Below are 16,987 nucleotides of genomic sequence, written 5' to 3' on the forward strand. Positions count from 1 at the left end.
GCCACATCACCGGAGGAGACACGATGAAACGCACATACACACGCATCGCCATGGCAGCACTGATTGCCGGCGCCTGGATGACGCAGGCCAGCGCCGACGAATTCCTCGTCGGCGCGGAAATCCCCCTGACGGGCAACCTGGCGCGCGTCGGCGCCGGCATGCAGGAAGGGATCATGGTCGCGGCCGAAGTGTTCAACAAGACCAACGGCAAGCACAAGATCAAGATCGTCACCGTCGATGACGAATCGGCGCCGGCCAAGGCCATCGCCGCCGTGGAAAAGCTGGCCAGCCAGGGCGTGGTGGCCATCACGGGCGGCTACGGCTCGAACAATATCTCGCCCGCCTCGGACACGGCGAACAAGCTGGGCCTCGTCTACATCACCTCGGGCGGCGTGGACGACAGCCTGGTGGCCAGCGGGCGCAAGAATTTTTTCCGCATCAATAACACGGCCGGCTACGAAAAAGCCATGCTGGGCCTGCTTGCCGACGTGGGTGCCAAGTCCGTCTCCATCGTGTATTCGACCAAGGATGCCACCACGGGCCTGGCGAAGGATGTGGAAAAGGCCCTGGCCGCCAGGGGCGTGAAGGTGACGACGCACTCGTTCGACCCGGCCATTACCGATTTCAAGCCCATCATCAACAAGATCAAGCTGCAGGACAAGTCCGAAGTGGTGGCCATGGTCGGCTATGAAAACGACTACGTGGGCATCATCCGCGCCGCCCGCGTGCTCAAGCCGAAGATCAAGGCCATGGTGGGCGTGTGGTCGCTGGCCACGCCGAAGATGGCGGCCGACTTCCCCGACCTGATGCCGAACGTCTTCGGCACGGCCCTGCTGCCCTTCCCCACGGAATTCAAGACGGCCGACGGCAAGGCCTTCAGCGACGCCTACAAGCAGCTGTACAAGAAGGAACCGGATTACCTGGGCCAGTTCGGCTATGTGCAGTCGATGCTGCTGTTCGAGGCCATCGCGCGCGCGGCCGACAAGGGCACGCTCAAGAAGGGCGGCGTGGCCGAGGAAATGCGCAAGACGGACCGCGAAACCCTGATCGGCCGGGTGCAGTTCGCCGCCAATGGCGACAACCAGAACTTCGTGCACCGCATGGCGCAGCACCAGGACAAGAAGGTGGTGATCGTCTGGCCGAAGGAACACGCCACGGGCAAGCTGAACTACCCCGCCGTGCCCTGGTAAGCAGCCTCCCGCTGCACACGCGCGTGCCACGGCACGCACCGATGAACGGCAGCGCCACGCGTCGCGCGCGATGCGCCGGCCTGCCTGACGGGATGACGACATGACAGAATTAATCTTGCAGGCCCTGTATTCGGGCCTGCTGCAGGGCGGCTCCTATGCCCTCATCGCGCTGGGTCTGGCGCTGGTGTTCGGCACCATGAAAGTGATCAACCTGGCGCACGGCGAACTGGTGCTGCTGGCCGCCTACATCGCCTACAGCGTGGAATCCGGCCTGGGCCTGGGTCCCATGTTCGCCATTCCCATCGCGCTGGTGATCGTCAGCCTGACGTCCGTGGGCGTCTACCTGATCGTCAGCCGCATCAGGAAAGACCGTGAAATCAATTCGCTGATCCTCACCTACGGCATCGGCGTCATCCTCACCAATTTCATTTTGCTGGTATGGAAGGCCGACATCCGCTCCACGTCGTCGAGCTGGCTGCAGGAAGGCTTTGAAATCGGCCCTTTCTTCAGCATGCGCAGCGAAGTGATCTTCTTTGGCGTCAGCCTGGTGCTGATGGCGGCCCTGTGGCGCTGGCTGTCCACCAGCTGGTATGGCCGCGCCGTGCGCGCCGTCTCCAGCAACCGCGACGCGGCCAAGCTGATGGGCATCGACCCGGGCCGCACGGAACTGGTGTCGTTTCTCGTCGCCGGCATCCTGGCCGCCTTCGCCGGCGTGGCCCTGTTCAGCTATGGCGTGATCCAGCCGGCCTACGGCGGCGCGCTGACGGTGAAAGCCTTCATCATCACGGTACTGGCCGGCATCGGCTCCATCCCCGGCGTGCTGATCGCCGCCGTGCTGCTGGGCGTGGCCGAAGCGCTGACCGTCACCCTGGCCAGCTCCGCCCTGCAGGAATTGTCCGGCATGGTGCTGTTCCTGCTGGTCCTGTTCATCATGCCGAACGGTCTGTTCGGCGCACAACGGAGGCGCGGATGAAGCGTTCGACAGTCATTGCAACGGCGGGCCTGCTGCTGGCCGCGTATGTCGCCGTGCCGCTGGCGCTGGGCGCCAACCAGTATGTCATGAGCATGGTGGTGGCGGCCCTGATCATCGGCGGCGTGGCCATGTCCTGGGCCCTGCTGGGGAACCTGGGCGGCATGGTCAGCTTCGGCCATGCGGCCTTCTTCGGCGTGGGCGCCTACGTCTCCGCCTTGACCACCGTCAAACTGGGCGTGCCCGTGTTTGCCGCCATGCTGCTGGGCGGCGCGGGCGCGGCCATCGCCGCCGTCATCATGCTGCCCGTGCTGCGCCTGCGCGGACCGTATTTTGCCCTGGCCATCCTCGCCTACGCGCATATCTTCCGCATCCTCGCCACGGAATGGAGTTCCGTCACGGGCGGCGCCGGCGGCATCAACAACATCCCGGCCCTGCCCGCCGTCCTCGGCTTCGACCTGGCCAGCAAGACGGGCGCCTACCTGGTGGTGCTGACCCTGGTGGTGGCATGCGCCTTCGCCTACAGCCGCATCCGCGCCAGCCACTACGGCATCGCCCTGCGCGCCATGCACGACAGCGAAGACGCCACGCGCGTCGTCGGCGTCAACAGCACCTTGCTGAAGGGCGCCATGCTGCTCGTGTCGGCCTTCATGGCGGGCCTGTTCGGCGCCTTCAACGCCCATTACATCAATTTCCTCGAACCGGACTACGCCTTCAACAGCCTGTGGGTGACCTTGCCCATCGTGGCGGCCATCTTCGGCGGCTACCGCACCATCCTCGGCCCCGTGCTGGGCGCCGTGGTGGTCTACCTCGTCGACCAACTCATTTTCAAGTCGCTGATCCCCACCGGGCACCAGCTGGTGCTGGGCGTGCTGCTGGTGGCGATGATCGTCTTCAGCCCGAACGGCCTGCTGCCGCTGCTGCAGAAATGGCTGAAAAACGCGTTCAACGCCAAGGAGAAAGCACATGCTTGAACTCGATAATGTCTCCGTGCGCTTTGGCGGCCTGACGGCCGTCGATTCCGTCACCCTGAAGGTGGGCAGCCACGACGTGATCGGCCTGGTGGGCGCGAACGGCGCCGGCAAGACCACCCTGTTCAACGCCATTTCCGGCCTGGTGCGCCCCACCGGCGGCAGCATCCGCTTCGAGGGGCGCGACATCATGGCCACGCCCATGTACCAGCGCGCCCGCCTGGGACTGGGCCGCACCTTCCAGATTCCGCAACCCATGCATGAACTGACGGTGCGCGAAAACCTCGTCGTGGCGCAGCGCTTCGGCACGGGCAAGGTGGACATGCACAAGATCGACACCATCCTGGAATTTACGAGCCTGCTGGACAAGGCGCAGCGCGACGCGGCCAGCGAACTGGCGCTGACGGAACTGAAGGCGCTGGAAGTGGCCAAGGCGCTGGCGACCAACCCCAAACTGCTGCTGCTCGACGAAGTGCTGGCGGGCCTGGAAACGAACGGCAAGCGCCGCTTCATGGGCATGCTGAAGGATTTGCATGCGCAGTTTGGCGTGGGCATCGTCATGATCGAGCACGATATCGAAACCATCAGCAATCTGTGCCAGCGCGTGGCCGTGCTCAATTTTGGCCAGCTGATCGCCGACGGCACGCCCGATTGCGTGTTCCGCGACCCGGCCGTCATCGAAAGCTATACGGGAGCCGCGCATGCTTGAAGTCAATAAACTGCGCGCCGGCTACGGCGCCATCAACGTGCTGTGGGACGTGTCGCTGTCCATCCCGCAGGGCAAGCTGACCACCATCATCGGCCCGAACGGCGCCGGCAAGACGACCCTGCTGCGCGCCATCATGGGCTTGCTGCCCGTGGGCGCGGGCAGCATCACGCTCGATGGCACGCCCATCAACGGCACGCCCACGTGGAAGATGAGCGACGCGAGGGTCACCATGATCCCCGAGGGGCGCATGACCTTCCGCGACATGAGCGTGGAAGAAAACCTGATCATGGGCGCCTTCCCCAAGGAACACCGCAGCCACATGCCGGCCCGCCTGGCCGAAGCCTACGCCATGTTTCCCCGCCTGCACGAGCGGCGCCGCCAGCTGGCCGGCTCCCTCTCCGGCGGCGAGGCGCAGATGCTGGCGATGGCGCGGGGGCTGATGTCGGACCCGTCGCTGCTGATCATCGACGAGCCGTCGCTGGGCCTGGCGCCGCTGGTGGTCAACGAGCTGTTCGAGATCCTCGCGCGCCTGAACGACGGCCGGCGCACCATCATTCTAGTGGAGCAGAACACGGCGCGCGCCGTCGGCGTGGCCGATCACGTCTACCTGATGCAAAGCGGCAAGGTGGCGCTGTCGCAGGCCGCCGCCGACGTCGACCTGGAGCACCTGCACGCCCTGTATTTCGCGCGCTGAGCGGCTCGCCCGGCGCGGGGCCTGACTGGCCGGCGGCCGTCAATCCCCGTCGTCGGCCAGTTTGTCGAACACCTGCAGGTCGCCCCTGCCCAGTCCTGCCGTCACGAAGGGATCGTCGGCGGGGAAGCGGCCCGTATCAACGAGTATGCGCAGCTTGCTCAAGCGCTCGCCCTGCGCCAGCGCTAGCGCCTGCGGATCGGCATCGGCGTGGGCATCGGCCTGGCCAATCGCGCGGGTGACGGACTCCGGGAACTCCCACAATTCGGCGATCCGTGCCGACAGGATGCGCGCTTGCGCAAACACCTGGGCAATGAAGGCGTCCGACTGCGGCAAGGCATCGGGCGCATGCATCTGGTCGATCAGGCGGAACGCCACCACCAGGCCCACATTGGCCATCAGTCCCGCCAGATAGGCGTCGAAGGCGTTGGCCTGCAGCGCAGGCGCGAGCAGGTTGGCCGCCAGCGCGCATTTCTCGGACTGGCGCCAGATCAGCGGCGCCGTGCGGATGGTCAGCCCGCCGCTCTGCATGCTGACGATGGGGCGGAAGGCGACGCGGGCCAGCAGCATGCGCATGCCGTTCTGCCCCAGCAGCATGATGGCGCCTTCCATGTTGTTGATCGACGGGCTGGCGTTGTAGCGCGAATGGTAGCAGGGCCGGTTTGCTTCACGGTAGACCTCGGCCACCAGCGGCACGTCCTGGGCCAGCTGGCGCGACAGCTCGGCCGCGCTCATGTTTTCGTCCTGCAAGGTCCGCATCAGCTGCGGGATGATGGCCGGAATGCGCGGCACCAGCGCAGCGCCGGCGACCGGTTCACTGGCCAGGCGCATCAATGCGTCCAGAATCTGCTGTTCCTCCTGTGGCGCAGCCTGCGTCGCCCCCGCGGCCGCCAGCCAGCGGTAATAGACGGCATCGATTTCAGCGCTGGTGGCGGGCTGCCGCGCCGCCTCGGGCTGCGCCGCCGTGGTGGCTGGCGCCGGCTTGTTTTTTGCGTCGCCGCCGTTGAGTAGTTTTCCTATCCAGCCCATTTTGCCAATACTGCCTTATATGCATCATTATCGCGACATCCGCCCCGCGATTTTACTTGATGCCGGCCGCACCGGCGCGGCAGGCGTGAGCAGCCTCGTCCTCCGCCCGCAAGCTGCTACAGTAGTGCTCCCGCAGGTCCCCCTGCTTTTGCAAGGAAAATCATGAGCAACATGCTGGCCCGCTACGTCACCAGCCAGGCATATAACAACGCCTGGGCCAACCACCGCCTGCTGGCAGCGTGCGGGCAGCTGACCGGCGCCGAATTCCAGGCCACGCGGGTCAGCTTCTTCCCCACCATCCAGTTCACCCTGAATCACATCCTCACCTGCGACTGGTTCTATCTCGATGCGCTCGAGCGCGAGCTGCGCGGCGACGCGCCGCATCCGGACTGCTATGTCTTCTTTGCACAGGACGAACCGTTCAGCGATTGCGCCGCACTGCATGCGGCGCAGCGCGCCTCGGATGCGCGCCTCATCGCGCATTGCCGCAGCCTGTGCGATGCGGACCTGGCGCGGCCCGTGACGATCCTGCGCGACACGCCGCAAGTCGACACGCGCCTGCGCCTGCTGGCGCACCTGTTCCAGCACCAGATCCATCACCGGGGCCAGGTGCACGCCATGCTGGCCGGCACCCGCGTGGCGCCGCCGCAGCTCGATGAATTCTTCTGCGCCGGCGAAGCGGACGAACGGGCACAGGATTTTGCGGAACTGGGCTGGACGGAAGACGACATCTGGGGCCTGCGCTGACCTATTCCTCGCCGTGGCAGCAGACGCACAGCTTGTTGCCATCGAGGTCGCGGAAGTAGGCGCCATAATAATGGGCGTGATAATGGGGCCGCAGGCCCGGCGGCCCCTCGCAGGCGGCGCCTTGCGCCAGCGCGGCCTGGTAACAGCGGTCCACCTGGGCGCGGCTGGCCGCCAGCAAGGCCGTCATCTGCCCATTGCCGGGAGTCGCCGGCAAGCCGTCATGGGGCGCGCCCAGCACGAACAGGGGCCGCGGCGCGTCCTGCTTCATCCAGCCGGCCCAGGGCTTGCTAGGGTCATGAAATTTTTCGACCAGCTCCAGCTCCGCCAGCAGGGCCGTGTAGAACGCGTAGGCGCGGGGAAAGTCGTTGGTGCCGAGGCAAATATGGGACAGCATGCCGCTCCTTCGTGAGTTCGATCGGGTACGCGCCAGGGTGCGCCGCCTGATTATAAGGCGCCCCTCCTTCAGAGCAGCCGCCATGCGGCGCAACGGCAACGCCACGGGCTGAAAAGCCGCATTTCCCGGCACCCACGCGACTGCTACCCTATCGGCCGCGACTTTGTGCCAGCGCAAAGCCGGACGATAGTGGACTGCTAACGTCAAGGTTCGGGAATCTTCCAAACCTTGCCAAGTCCAACATGAAATTGCGGCGACGCCTGTTCGAACATGTGCTGCTGGTGCTGACATTGGCCGTCGCCATCTTTCTCGCCGCTATCGTGCTGGCACGCATGACGCAGTGGGCGGAAGCGCAGGCACTGCCCGCCTATCTCGTGCAGGGCATGCACCTGGTCGGCAAGGTGTGGTTTTTCCTGGATGGCTGCATCGTCGTTGCCGTCAGCAGCATCCTGGCCGCCCGGCTGTTCCGCCTGCTCACCAAGGAGGATTTATGAACGATCTTCGCTACCTGTTCACGCTCCAGCATCCGCGCCGCTTCTGGAGCAGCGCCATCGTCATCGCCGTGGCCTCGGCCATCCTGCTGGGTCCCTGGCTCGACAGCCTTCCCTGGCTGGTGGCCATCCCCCTGGTCGCCGGCGGCTTGCTGGTGGCGCTGGGCGAGCTGTGGGATGACATGCACGGCAAGCGCCTGCAGAACGGCAGCGACGACACGCATGCGCCATGCCAGCCCCCCTGAGGCAGGATGATGCGTTCACGCAACAGCAGTCACGCCATCGCGCACGCCATGCCTGCCTTTTGCCTGCGCTGCCGCCCCATTTAAGACTGGCTTCAGCCTCGCCGTGCATCGTGAACAGGACGCCAGCACCGCTGGCGCCTTTCCCAACGATCACAGGCACAGGCCGAAAGCGAGACACGATGAAAACTTGGATGCGCGCCAACAAAGGCTTTTTGATGTTTCTGCTGCTGTTCGGCGTGTTCCGCACGGCCGTGGCGGACTGGAATCCGATCCCGTCGGCGTCCATGCGCCCCAACCTGCTCGAAGGCGACGTGGTCTTCGTCAACCGCCTGGCCTTCAACCTGAAAGTGCCGCTGACCGATATCGTGCTGCAGCGCCTGGGCGAGCCGCAGCGGGGCGACATCGTCACTTTTTCTTCGCCGAAAGATGGTACGCGTTTGATCAAGCGCATCATCGCGCTGCCCGGCGATACGGTGGAAATGCGCAACGAACAGCTGGTCATCAACGGCCAGCCCGCCCTGTACACGGCGCTCGACACGGCGCCCGAAACCATCGCCCAGCTGGGCCAGTTGACGGCGCAGCGCATCAGCGAACGCAACAGTACCGAGCAGCACCGCATCCAGGTCTTGCCGCAGCTCACCGGCGCGGCGCGCAGCTTCGGCCCCGTGACGGTGCCGGCCGACCATTTCCTCATGTTGGGAGACAACCGCGACAACAGCGCCGATTCGCGCTATTTCGGCTTCGTGCCCCGTGAATTGCTGATCGGCAAGGCTGAACGCATCCTCGTGTCGGCCAACATCCAGGAGCATTGGCAGCCCCGCCTGCAGCGCTTCGGCATGAAGCTGGAATAAAAACCGTCGCCTCGCAACGGCGCCGTGCTTTTCGGTTAGCATGGCGCATCATGTCCACCTTTTCCCTCGCCAGCCAGCGGCCCGCCAGCACGCACCATGCCCTCGACCAGCTGGCCCAATTCCTGCAGCGCCACCCGGATGCGCTGCTGCTGACGGGCGCCGGCATCAGCACGGCGTCGGGCATCCCCGACTACCGCGACCCGGACGGCGTGCGGCGCGGCAATGCGCCCGTGCAGGGACCCGATTTTCGCCGCCAGGAAACCGTGCAGCGCCGCTACTGGGCCCGCAGCATGGTGGGCTGGCCGGTCCTGGCGCGCGCCGCGCCGAATCCCGGCCACCTGGCCATCGCCCGGCTGGCGCAGCGCCGGCAAATTGGCAGCCTCGTCACGCAAAACGTGGATGGCCTGCACCAGCAGGCGGGCAGCACGGCCGTGACGGAGCTGCACGGCAGCATCCATGCCGTCGTCTGCCTCGCTTGCCGCGCCGACTTTCCACGCAGCACGATCCAGGACATGCTGGAACACGACAATCCGCAACTGCTGGGCGCCACGGCCACGCCGGCGCCCGATGGCGACGCGCTGCTGGAGCCGTCGCAGCTGGCCACTTTCCATGTACCACGCTGCCCGCACTGCGGCGGCACCCTGCAGCCGGACGTGGTGTTCTTCGGCGACGGCGTGCCGGCCGCGCGGGCCGCCGAGGCCGAACGCAAGATGCGCGAAGCCGGCGCCCTGCTGGTGATCGGCTCGTCCGTCATGGTGTATTCCAGCTTTCGCCTGTGCCGCATGGCGGCCGAAACGGGCAAACCCGTGGCCGCCATCAACCTGGGCATGACGCGCGCCGATCATTTGCTCGCGTTCAAGACGGAAGCGCCGGCACAGGACATCTTGCCAGCGTTAGCGGCCATGCTGGGCTGATCCGCGCCCGGCGGCATGCCGCTCTGGCTATACTGTGGGATTGACGAGGAGAATTCATGCTGGAACTGTTGAGTGAACACGCCTGTTTTGGCGGCGTACAACGTTTTTATCGCCACGACGCGCAAACCATCGGCTTGCCCATGCGTTTTTCGGCCTTCATTCCGGACACCGTCCCCGGTGCCGTGGCTACCGCCAGGCGCCCCGCCCTGTTCTACCTGGCGGGACTGACTTGCACCGAAGAAACTTTCATGATCAAGGGCGGCGCCCAGCGCGTGGCGGCCGAGGAAGGCCTGATCCTGATCGCGCCCGACACCAGCCCCCGCGGCGCGGGTATCGCGGGCGAGACGGATGCCTGGGATTTCGGCGCGGGCGCCGGCTTTTACGTCGATGCCACCGAGGCGCCATGGAGCAGCCACTACCGCATGTACAGCTACATCCTGGAATTGCGCGCCCTGCTGGAGCAGGAACTGGCGATCGACGCGCAGCGCACGGGTATTTTCGGCCATTCGATGGGCGGCCATGGCGCCCTGGTGCTGGCCTTGCGCAATCCGCAACTGTTCCGTTCCGTGTCCGCCTTTGCCCCCATCGCCGCGCCAAGCCAATGTCCGTGGGGCAAGAAAGCATTCACGGGCTACCTGGGCAGCGACGCTGCCAGCTGGCAGCAGTACGACGCCAGCGCGCTGATGCGCAGCCTGTCGGGCAAGCCGGCGCTATTTCCTAACGGCATCTTGATCGACCAGGGCCTGGCCGACAAATTCCTGCCAGATCAACTGTATCCGGAAGTGTTCGAGGCGGCATGCCGCGACGCGGGCCAGCCCTTGCAGCTGCGCCGCCAGGCCGGCTACGACCATGGCTATTACTTCATCGCCACTTTCATGGAAGAGCATCTGCGCTTCCATGCGCACAATCTGCGCACCCTTCCCTGAACGGTGCCTACAGCGCCGTGCTGGTATGCCCGTTGAAGTGGCGCGTGTACCAGTCCGTGGCCAGCACGGCCGCCTGGTGCCGCGTGTCGGGGCCGCCGGGCGCGGCGATCTGTTCCAGTTGTTTGTCGCAGCGCAAGGTGGCAAAGGCCATGCGGTTCAGTCCCGCCACGTCGGGATCGCGCCCGCCCACGATGAGCAGGGAAGGCACGCGCACGTTTTCCAGCGCCGCCTTGCCTGCCATTTCCACCTGGCCATCGCAGACGGCCAGCGCGGCGATGTCCGCGCTGCGCCAGGCCGCCAGCTGCATCACGACGGCCGCGCTGGTACCGTAGCCGTACAGGCCGCAGGGCAGGCGCCGCGTGGACGGGTCCACCTGCAGCCAGCCCAGGGCCTTTTCCAGCTGGCGCGCCAGCAGGACGATATCGCTGCGCACGAAGTAGGCATGGCCATTGCTGCCGCCGCCAGGGCCGACGCCGGCCTGGTCAAAGCGCAAGGTGGCGATGCCTGCCCGCAGGAAATCCTGGGACGTGGCATGGCTGGAAGCGCCCAGATAGTCGCTATCGGCGCCGGCGCCATGGGCAAACAGGACGATGCCCACCGGGCGTTCCGGCAATTCAAGCACGCCGTCCATCTGAAGTTCATCCGCCGTAATGCTGACAAATTGTTCTTGCATGGCTGCCTCCGCTATCGGGCTGGTCTGTAGCCGCGCTGTCGCGCCGGCTATCGGGCTGGTGGTCCAGCTGATCTTGCCGGGACGGGCATGAATGCATGCCCGCAGCGGCAGTCCTCAGTGTAGCAGCCTGCGGCCGTTCCTGCGCGGCCCCGTATGCGGCCGTTCGCGCATGGCAGGCCACGCGGCGAGGTCAGACGGCGCCGTGCCGGTCGAGCCCCTTCAGCACGGCTTCCGGGCGGATCGGCAGATGCCGCACGCGCGACGCCACGGCGGCAAAGATGGCATTGCCGATGGCGGGCGCCACGGCCGTGGTGGGCGGCTCGCCCAGGCCCGTCGCCGTTGCCGTACTGACAACAAACTCGATATCGAGTTCGGGCACGTCGGCCATGCGCAGGGGTGTGTAGGTATTCAGGTTGGTATCCTTCACCTGCCCGTTCAGGAAGGCCGTGCCTTCATGCAGGGCCATGCTCACGCCCCACAGGGCGCCCCCTTCCGCCTGCGCCAGCGCGCCGTCCGGATCAACGATGGTGCCCGCGTCGATCACCATCGTGAGTTTTTCGACTTTCACCATGCAAGTGCTGCGGTCCACTTTGACCCTGGCGACGCAGGCCGTCCAGGTGGGCATGTCGCGTTCCTGGCCGAACGTGGCGGCGATGCCCAGGCCCGTGTCGGGCGGCATGGCCGTGCCCCAGCCCGCCTTTTCCGCCGCCCGCCGCAGCACGTGGGCCAGGCGCGCGGCGCCGCCGACGGCATTCGGCGCACTGCCCGCGTTGCGTCCCGTGGCCTGCAGCAAGGACAGGCGGAAGGCCAGGGGATCGACCTTCGCCGCCTGCGCCGCCTCGTCCATGAAACTTTCCACAGCCCAATTCGTCCAGCCCGGCCCCACGGAACGCAGCCAGCCGGGGCGGAAACTGCTGTTGGCCAGGTCGTTCGACACGGCCCGCACGCGCTGCGCGCCCACCGTGTACCAGTGGTCGGCACCGGCGATGGCGAACGGGTCATACGGGTGGCCGTCCTTGTCCTTGGCCAGGAAGGCGGGGATCATCGCCTGGGTGGGCCAGCCCGCGCTCGCCTCGTGCACCATGGCCGACACCTTGCCGGCGGCATCGAACGCCATGCGCACATGCTGCACCGAGGGCGAACGGGGCGAATCGAAGCGCGCATCGTCGGCGCGCGTGCAGATCATCTTGACGGGCCGCCCCACGGCTTGCGCGGCCAGCGCGGCCGGCACGCAATAGTCGCCGTTCAAACGCCGGCCGAAGCCGCCGCCCAGCAGATAGGTATGCAGCATGACCTTGTCTTCCGGCACCTTCAAGGCCTGGGCCAGCACGGGCAAAATAAGCGACTGCCACTGGTTACCCGCGTGAATGTGCCAGACGCCGTCGATTTCCTGCGCCAGCGCATTCACCGGTTCCAGCTGGAAATGCAGTACCGTACTCGTCGTGTAGTGGCGTTCCAGCTTCAGGCTGGCATCCTTGAACGCCTGCTCCACGCCGTCATCGTCGACGACGCGGGCGCCCAGGGTGGCATCGGCCAGCTGCTTGCCCGCATAGCCGAGGATATCCTGCTCCGACACGTGCGACGCCGCACCGGCCCGCCATTTCACCTGCACCAGGTCGGCCGCGCGCAGGGCGGCGGCGTACGACTGCGCATACACCATGACCCAGCCGGGCACGGTGCCGCTGGGGTCCTGCAGGGCAGCCGAGTGCAGGTAGCCCGGCACCTTTTTCGCGGCCGAGTCGTCGATGGACACCACTTTCGAACCGTAGCGCGTGGGCGGGATCTTCGGCCTCGCGTACAGCATGCCGTCCACGTGCGCATCGATGCCGTACACGGCCGTGCCATTCGTCTTGGCCGGGATGTCCAGCGCCTGCACGGGCTGGCCGATCAGGCTGCGCTGCTGCGGCGTCTTGAGCACGATGGCCTTCAGTTGCGCGGGCGTGTACTGGCGCGCCAGCTTGCCTCGGCGCACGATCTCGCCATAGCTGATCGAGCGCCCGCGGCCATGTACCACGCCCAGTTTCGCATGGCAGGCGGACACGGGCACGCGCAGCAGCCGCGCGCCCTCCTCGACCAGCGCGATGCGTCCGGCCGCGCCGGCACGGCTGAGCGGATCGAAATTCTGCCAGACGGACCAGCTGCCGCCCGTCACCATCAAGCCCCATTTCGGGTCCGTGTCGACGTAATGCAGGCGCACCTTGCTCCAGTCCGCTTCCAGCTCGTCGGCCACGATGCGCGCCAGGGCCGTGCCGATATGCTGGCCCATTTCCGCCTTGGCGATATTGACGGTGATCATGCCGTCGCGGTCGATCTGGAACCAGATACTGGGATCGAACACGGGCGCGGTCGCCCTGGCCTGCGGCGCCTGCGCCCCCTTGCCGGCCGCCAGGGAGCTGTCGGCGCGCAGGAAGGCGAGCGTAAAGCCCGTGCCGGCGGCGGCGATCAGGAAGCCGCGCCGGCCCGGCGAGGGCGAACGGCCGGCGCCGCCCTCTTTCGGCAGTTTGCCTGGAAACTCAAGCATGCGGCGCCTCCGCCTGCATGCCGGCCGCCAGCTTGATGGCCTTGCGGATGCGCACGTACGCCATGCAACGGCACAGGTTGCCGCTCATGACGGCATCGATGTTCGCGTCCGTCGGCTGCGGATAGTCTTTCAGCAAGGTGGCCGCCTGCATGATCTGGCCCGACTGGCAATAGCCGCACTGGGGCGCCTGCGTGGCGATCCACGCCTTTTGCAGCGGGTGCGTGCCGTCCGGCGACAGGCCTTCGATGGTGGTGATGGCCGAACCGGCCACGGCGGAAATGGGCGTGATGCACGAGCGCATGGCGCGGCCATCCACGTGCACGGTGCAGGCGCCGCACATGCCGATGCCGCAGCCAAACTTGGTGCCTTTCAAATGGGCTTCGTCACGCAGCACCCACAGCAGGGGCGTCTCGCCATCGACCTCAGTGCCGAAAGGCTGGCCATTCACGGTAATTGTATACATAAGAAACTTTCAATAATTACTGGCCCGCGGCACGCGCGCGCGCCACGGCCGCTTCCAGGTTCGTCCAGGCCGGCTGGTGGCTGCGGCTGCGGCGCAAATAGGCCGCCAGCTGGGCCACGTCGTTGTCCGTCAGCGAGGCGGCAAAACCGGGCATCAGCACGCCGGGCATGCCCGCGTCCTTGCCGATGCCGTGCAGGATCACCTGCACCAGGTTGGCAGGGTCGGGCGCGCTGACGGCGCTGTTCAGGCTCAGTTCCGGGCGCCATGCCACGGGCTGGCCGTTGCTGTTCGAGTGGCACGATGCGCAGGCGGCCACGTACAGGCTGGCGCCGCGGTCGTTGTCGACGAGGCTGACGCGCTGCGAGCGGGTGATGCCGGCCTCGATCACGGCATCGGCATCCACCTTGCGCCCGTCAGCGCCGGCCACGCCGGCAAAATACACGGACAGGGCGCGGATGTCGCTGTCCGGCGACGCGCCCATGCCCTCGTGCACGACGGCCGACATGGGTCCTGCCGCCACGCCGTGCAGTGCCGTCGCGCCCGTGCGCAGGAAGGCATACAGTTCCTCGCGCGTCCACGGCAGCGGCGCCGTATTGGCGCTGGTCAGGGGCGGCGCATACCAGTGGTCGATGGCCGCGCCCAGGTAGGACGCGCCGGCGATCTCGGCGCCCAGCGCATTGCGCGGGGTGTGGCAGGCGGCGCAATGGGCCAGGCCCTCGGCCAGGTAGCGGCCCCGGTTCCAGTCCAGCCCTTGCGCAGGGTCCAGCCGGTAGCTGGCAGGCTTGAAGTAAAGCAACTTCCAGCCCGCCTGCAGGGGCCGCAGGTTGAGGGGAAAGGGCACGGTATTGGCTGGCGCCACGGCGTACACGGGCGGACGCGTCATGAAGTAGGCGTACAGGGCCGTCAGGTCCCCGTCCGAGACGCCGTTGAAATGCGTGTAGGGAAAGACGGGATACAGGTGGCCCCCGTCGCGGCCCACGCCTTCGCGCATGGCCCGCTGGAAGGCGGCAAGCGACCAGCGGCCGATGCCCGTCTGCGGGTCGGGCGTGATATTCGTGGCATAAATCGTGCCAAACGGCGTGGCCAGGCCGTGGCCGCCCGCAAATGCTGCGCCGCCCGTGGCCGTATGGCAGGCGGCGCAATTGCCCATGCCGGCCAGGATGCGGCCCTTGTCCACCACCTGCGGCGAAAACGCCGTGGCGGCGGGCGGGTCGATGGGTGCCAGCGCGGGACGCCAGTAATATAAATATGCGGCCAGCGCCGCGGCAATGAGCAGGGCGAGCAGGAGCAGCAGGCCGGTGAAAATCTTTTTGAACAAAACAGGGACCCGTCAGAGTGAAAGCAAGGCGGACCCTGCCGCCAGCGGCTGGCGGCGGCAACAGGGCCACAATGACAATCTTACCGCGATTGTGACTTGTTGTATGTACGCAATGACACGCAGGCGGCCCCATCAGCGGGCTGCCCCTTATAATCACCTTTTCAGCACGCTCCCCGCCTTCCTGCCCCCCATGCATACCGTTACCATCATCCTCATCCTGGTCCTGACCGTCGTCCTGTGCGGCTTCATCGCCCGTTCGCGCTGGGTCAAGCTGCCCCTGCCCCTGATCCAGATCGCCGGCGGCACGGGCCTGGCCATGTTCGGCGTGCAAGTGCCGCTCGATCCCGACATCTTCTTCCTGCTCTTCATTCCGCCCCTGCTGTTTCTCGACGGCTGGCGCATTCCCAAGGGCGCCTTCTTTTCCGATGCGCGCTCCATCCTGATGCTGGCCATCGGCCTGGTGCTGTTTACCGTGCTGGGCATGGGCTTCTTCATCGACTGGCTCATCCCCAGCGTGCCCCTGGCCGTCGCCTTCGCCCTGGGCGCCATCCTGTCGCCGACGGACCCCGTGGCCGTGTCGGCCATCGCGGCCGGCAACCCGATCCCGCCGCGCCTGATGCATATCCTGGAAGGCGAATCGCTGCTGAACGACGCTTCCGGCCTCGTCTGCTTCACGTTTGCCGTGGGCGCCATGATGACGGGCGGCTTTTCCATCGGCGCCGCCTCGCTGAGTTTCCTGCAGGAAGCGGGCGGCGGCATCGTCATCGGCCTGGCCATCTCCTGGGGCGTGGGCCTGGCGAATAAATGGCTGGTGAGCAAGGTTGGCGAAGAGCCGGGCCTGCAGATCCTCATCAGCATCCTGATCCCGTTTGCCGCCTACCTGGGCGCCGAGCAGATCCACGGTTCCGGCATCCTCGCCGCCGCCACGGCGGGCGTGTCCATGCATTACGCCGACCTGATCGGCCGTCCCCTGGCCGCCACGCGCACGCAGCGCAAGGCCGTGTGGGATACCGTGCAACTGGTCCTGAATGGCGCCATCTTCGTCATGCTGGGCGCGCAATTGCCTGCCACCGTGGCCGGCCTGCCCGCCGCCTCCATCGAAGTGGGCGCCGGCAGCGCCTGGAAACTGCCCCTGTTCGTCGTCGCCATCACGGTGGGACTGACCTTCATGCGCTTCGTCTGGGTCTTCATCTCGATGAAGCTGACCTTGTTCAAACACAACAAGAAAGTAGCGGGCGAATCGAAGGAAGCGGCCCTGCTGGCGCGTCCCAGCCTGCGCCTGCTGCTGGTGGCCTCGTTCGCGGGCGTGCGCGGCGCGCTGACGCTGGCCGGCATCCTGACCCTGCCCCTGTTCTTGCCTGACGGCAACCGTTTCCCCGCGCGCGACCTCGTCATCTTCCTGGCCATGGGCGTGATCCTGCTGTCGCTGCTGCTGGCCAGCGTCACCCTGCCCCTGCTGACCAAGGGCCTCGTGTTCGCCCCGCCCGCGCGGCGTTCCACGGAAGAGCGCAATGCGCGCGCCGCCGCCGCCGAAGCGGCCATCGCGCGGCTGGAAAAAGTCTGCGCCGGCATCGACAAGGATGGCAAGCAGCAAGTCGTCACGGAAGCGGCCAACCGCCTGATCGAAGCCTACCGGCGCCGCCTCGCGTATGGCGAAAGCAGCAACGACGAAGCGACGCGCATGCAGGAACTGGCCAAGGCCGAACGGGCGCTGCGCCTGGAAGCGCTGAATGCGGAGCGGGACGAACTGTTCCGCCGCCGCATCTCGGGCGAGCTGGATGACACCATCCACTTGCGCCTGCTGCGCGAAATCGACCTGCTGGAAGCGACATTGGAAGAATAGAGACAGTCCGGCCCGGTATTTTTCATGATGCCGGGACATTC

The 16,987-nt window shown here is 66.4% G+C and carries 18 protein-coding genes; 12 read left to right on the forward strand and 6 right to left on the reverse strand.

The window, feature by feature from the left end:
- The first annotated feature begins 23 nt into the window (after window positions 1-23).
- From EBS11_RS06050 to EBS11_RS06070, 5 genes are all read left to right on the forward strand, one after another.
- On the forward strand, window positions 24-1,190 hold the full coding sequence (locus EBS11_RS06050) for an ABC transporter substrate-binding protein (RefSeq protein ID WP_290601309.1): 1,167 nt from the start codon (window positions 24-26) through the stop codon (window positions 1,188-1,190).
- A 100-nt stretch (window positions 1,191-1,290) separates the two neighbouring features.
- Entirely contained in the window at window positions 1,291-2,163 is an 873-nt protein-coding gene (locus EBS11_RS06055; protein ID WP_290601311.1) for a branched-chain amino acid ABC transporter permease, read from the forward strand.
- Window positions 2,160-3,134: a branched-chain amino acid ABC transporter permease gene (locus tag EBS11_RS06060; RefSeq protein ID WP_290601312.1), complete on the forward strand. Its 975-nt coding sequence runs from the start codon at window positions 2,160-2,162 to the stop codon at window positions 3,132-3,134. The genes EBS11_RS06055 and EBS11_RS06060 overlap by 4 nt, the downstream gene beginning before the upstream one ends.
- Window positions 3,127-3,840 carry an ABC transporter ATP-binding protein gene (locus EBS11_RS06065; protein ID WP_290601313.1) on the forward strand — a complete coding sequence of 238 codons (714 nt, stop codon included), beginning with the start codon at window positions 3,127-3,129 and terminating at the stop codon, window positions 3,838-3,840. The genes EBS11_RS06060 and EBS11_RS06065 overlap by 8 nt, the downstream gene beginning before the upstream one ends.
- Complete coding sequence (locus EBS11_RS06070) at window positions 3,833-4,534, forward strand: ABC transporter ATP-binding protein (RefSeq protein WP_290601315.1); 702 nt, start codon at window positions 3,833-3,835, stop codon at window positions 4,532-4,534. Before EBS11_RS06065 ends, EBS11_RS06070 begins: the two co-directional genes overlap by 8 nt.
- A 39-nt stretch (window positions 4,535-4,573) precedes the next feature.
- On the opposite strand, the gene EBS11_RS06075 is transcribed toward EBS11_RS06070, so the two are convergent.
- Window positions 4,574-5,560: an HDOD domain-containing protein gene (locus EBS11_RS06075; RefSeq protein WP_290601316.1), complete on the reverse strand. Its 987-nt coding sequence runs from the start codon at window positions 5,558-5,560 to the stop codon at window positions 4,574-4,576.
- A 162-nt stretch (window positions 5,561-5,722) separates the two neighbouring features.
- Between EBS11_RS06075 and EBS11_RS06080 the strand changes: the two genes are divergently transcribed.
- Window positions 5,723-6,307 carry a DinB family protein gene (locus EBS11_RS06080; protein ID WP_290601317.1) on the forward strand — a complete coding sequence of 195 codons (585 nt, stop codon included), beginning with the start codon at window positions 5,723-5,725 and terminating at the stop codon, window positions 6,305-6,307.
- 1 nt (window position 6,308) lies between these two features.
- On the opposite strand, the gene EBS11_RS06085 is transcribed toward EBS11_RS06080, so the two are convergent.
- On the reverse strand, window positions 6,309-6,701 hold the full coding sequence (locus EBS11_RS06085; protein WP_290601319.1) for a VOC family protein: 393 nt from the start codon (window positions 6,699-6,701) through the stop codon (window positions 6,309-6,311).
- 242 nt (window positions 6,702-6,943) lie between these two features.
- Here EBS11_RS06085 and EBS11_RS06090 point away from each other — a divergent pair, with 242 nt between their 5' ends.
- The 5 genes from EBS11_RS06090 to fghA all read left to right on the forward strand — a co-directional run bounded on the left by EBS11_RS06090 (window position 6,944) and on the right by fghA (window position 10,128).
- On the forward strand, window positions 6,944-7,195 hold the full coding sequence (locus tag EBS11_RS06090) for a hypothetical protein (RefSeq protein WP_290601320.1): 252 nt from the start codon (window positions 6,944-6,946) through the stop codon (window positions 7,193-7,195).
- The gene (locus tag EBS11_RS06095) at window positions 7,192-7,437 is read left to right on the forward strand and encodes a hypothetical protein (protein ID WP_290601321.1); all 246 of its coding nucleotides are present in this window, start codon (window positions 7,192-7,194) and stop codon (window positions 7,435-7,437) included. Before EBS11_RS06090 ends, EBS11_RS06095 begins: the two co-directional genes overlap by 4 nt.
- 179 nt (window positions 7,438-7,616) lie before the next feature.
- On the forward strand, window positions 7,617-8,288 hold the full coding sequence (gene lepB, locus EBS11_RS06100) for a signal peptidase I (protein ID WP_290601322.1): 672 nt from the start codon (window positions 7,617-7,619) through the stop codon (window positions 8,286-8,288).
- Window positions 8,289-8,338: 50 nt separating this feature from the next.
- Window positions 8,339-9,202 (forward strand): NAD-dependent protein deacetylase, encoded by an 864-nt coding sequence (locus EBS11_RS06105; RefSeq protein ID WP_290601323.1) that lies wholly within the window; start codon window positions 8,339-8,341, stop codon window positions 9,200-9,202.
- 56 nt (window positions 9,203-9,258) lie between these two features.
- Window positions 9,259-10,128, forward strand: coding sequence for an S-formylglutathione hydrolase (fghA, locus tag EBS11_RS06110; protein WP_290601325.1), 870 nt, complete (start codon window positions 9,259-9,261; stop codon window positions 10,126-10,128).
- Between the two features lie 7 nt (window positions 10,129-10,135).
- Here the strand turns inward: fghA and EBS11_RS06115 are convergent, their stop codons facing one another.
- From EBS11_RS06115 to EBS11_RS06130, 4 genes are all read right to left on the reverse strand, one after another.
- Window positions 10,136-10,801, reverse strand: a complete 666-nt coding sequence (locus tag EBS11_RS06115; protein WP_290601326.1) for an alpha/beta hydrolase — start codon at window positions 10,799-10,801, stop codon at window positions 10,136-10,138.
- Window positions 10,802-10,991: 190 nt separating this feature from the next.
- Window positions 10,992-13,322 (reverse strand): molybdopterin cofactor-binding domain-containing protein, encoded by a 2,331-nt coding sequence (locus EBS11_RS06120; RefSeq protein ID WP_290601327.1) that lies wholly within the window; start codon window positions 13,320-13,322, stop codon window positions 10,992-10,994.
- Window positions 13,315-13,785, reverse strand: a complete 471-nt coding sequence (locus tag EBS11_RS06125; RefSeq protein WP_290601328.1) for a (2Fe-2S)-binding protein — start codon at window positions 13,783-13,785, stop codon at window positions 13,315-13,317. The genes EBS11_RS06120 and EBS11_RS06125 overlap by 8 nt, the downstream gene beginning before the upstream one ends.
- Before the next feature lie 16 nt (window positions 13,786-13,801).
- Window positions 13,802-15,103: a cytochrome c gene (locus tag EBS11_RS06130; RefSeq protein WP_290601330.1), complete on the reverse strand. Its 1,302-nt coding sequence runs from the start codon at window positions 15,101-15,103 to the stop codon at window positions 13,802-13,804.
- Window positions 15,104-15,293: 190 nt separating this feature from the next.
- On the opposite strand from EBS11_RS06130, the gene EBS11_RS06135 reads away from it, so the two are divergent.
- Window positions 15,294-16,946 (forward strand): Na+/H+ antiporter, encoded by a 1,653-nt coding sequence (locus EBS11_RS06135; RefSeq protein ID WP_290601332.1) that lies wholly within the window; start codon window positions 15,294-15,296, stop codon window positions 16,944-16,946.
- The last annotated feature ends 41 nt before the right edge of the window (window positions 16,947-16,987 follow it).

Origin of the sequence: Janthinobacterium sp., assembly GCF_009923995.1 — a bacterium.
GTDB lineage: Bacteria > Pseudomonadota > Gammaproteobacteria > Burkholderiales > Burkholderiaceae_D > Janthinobacterium.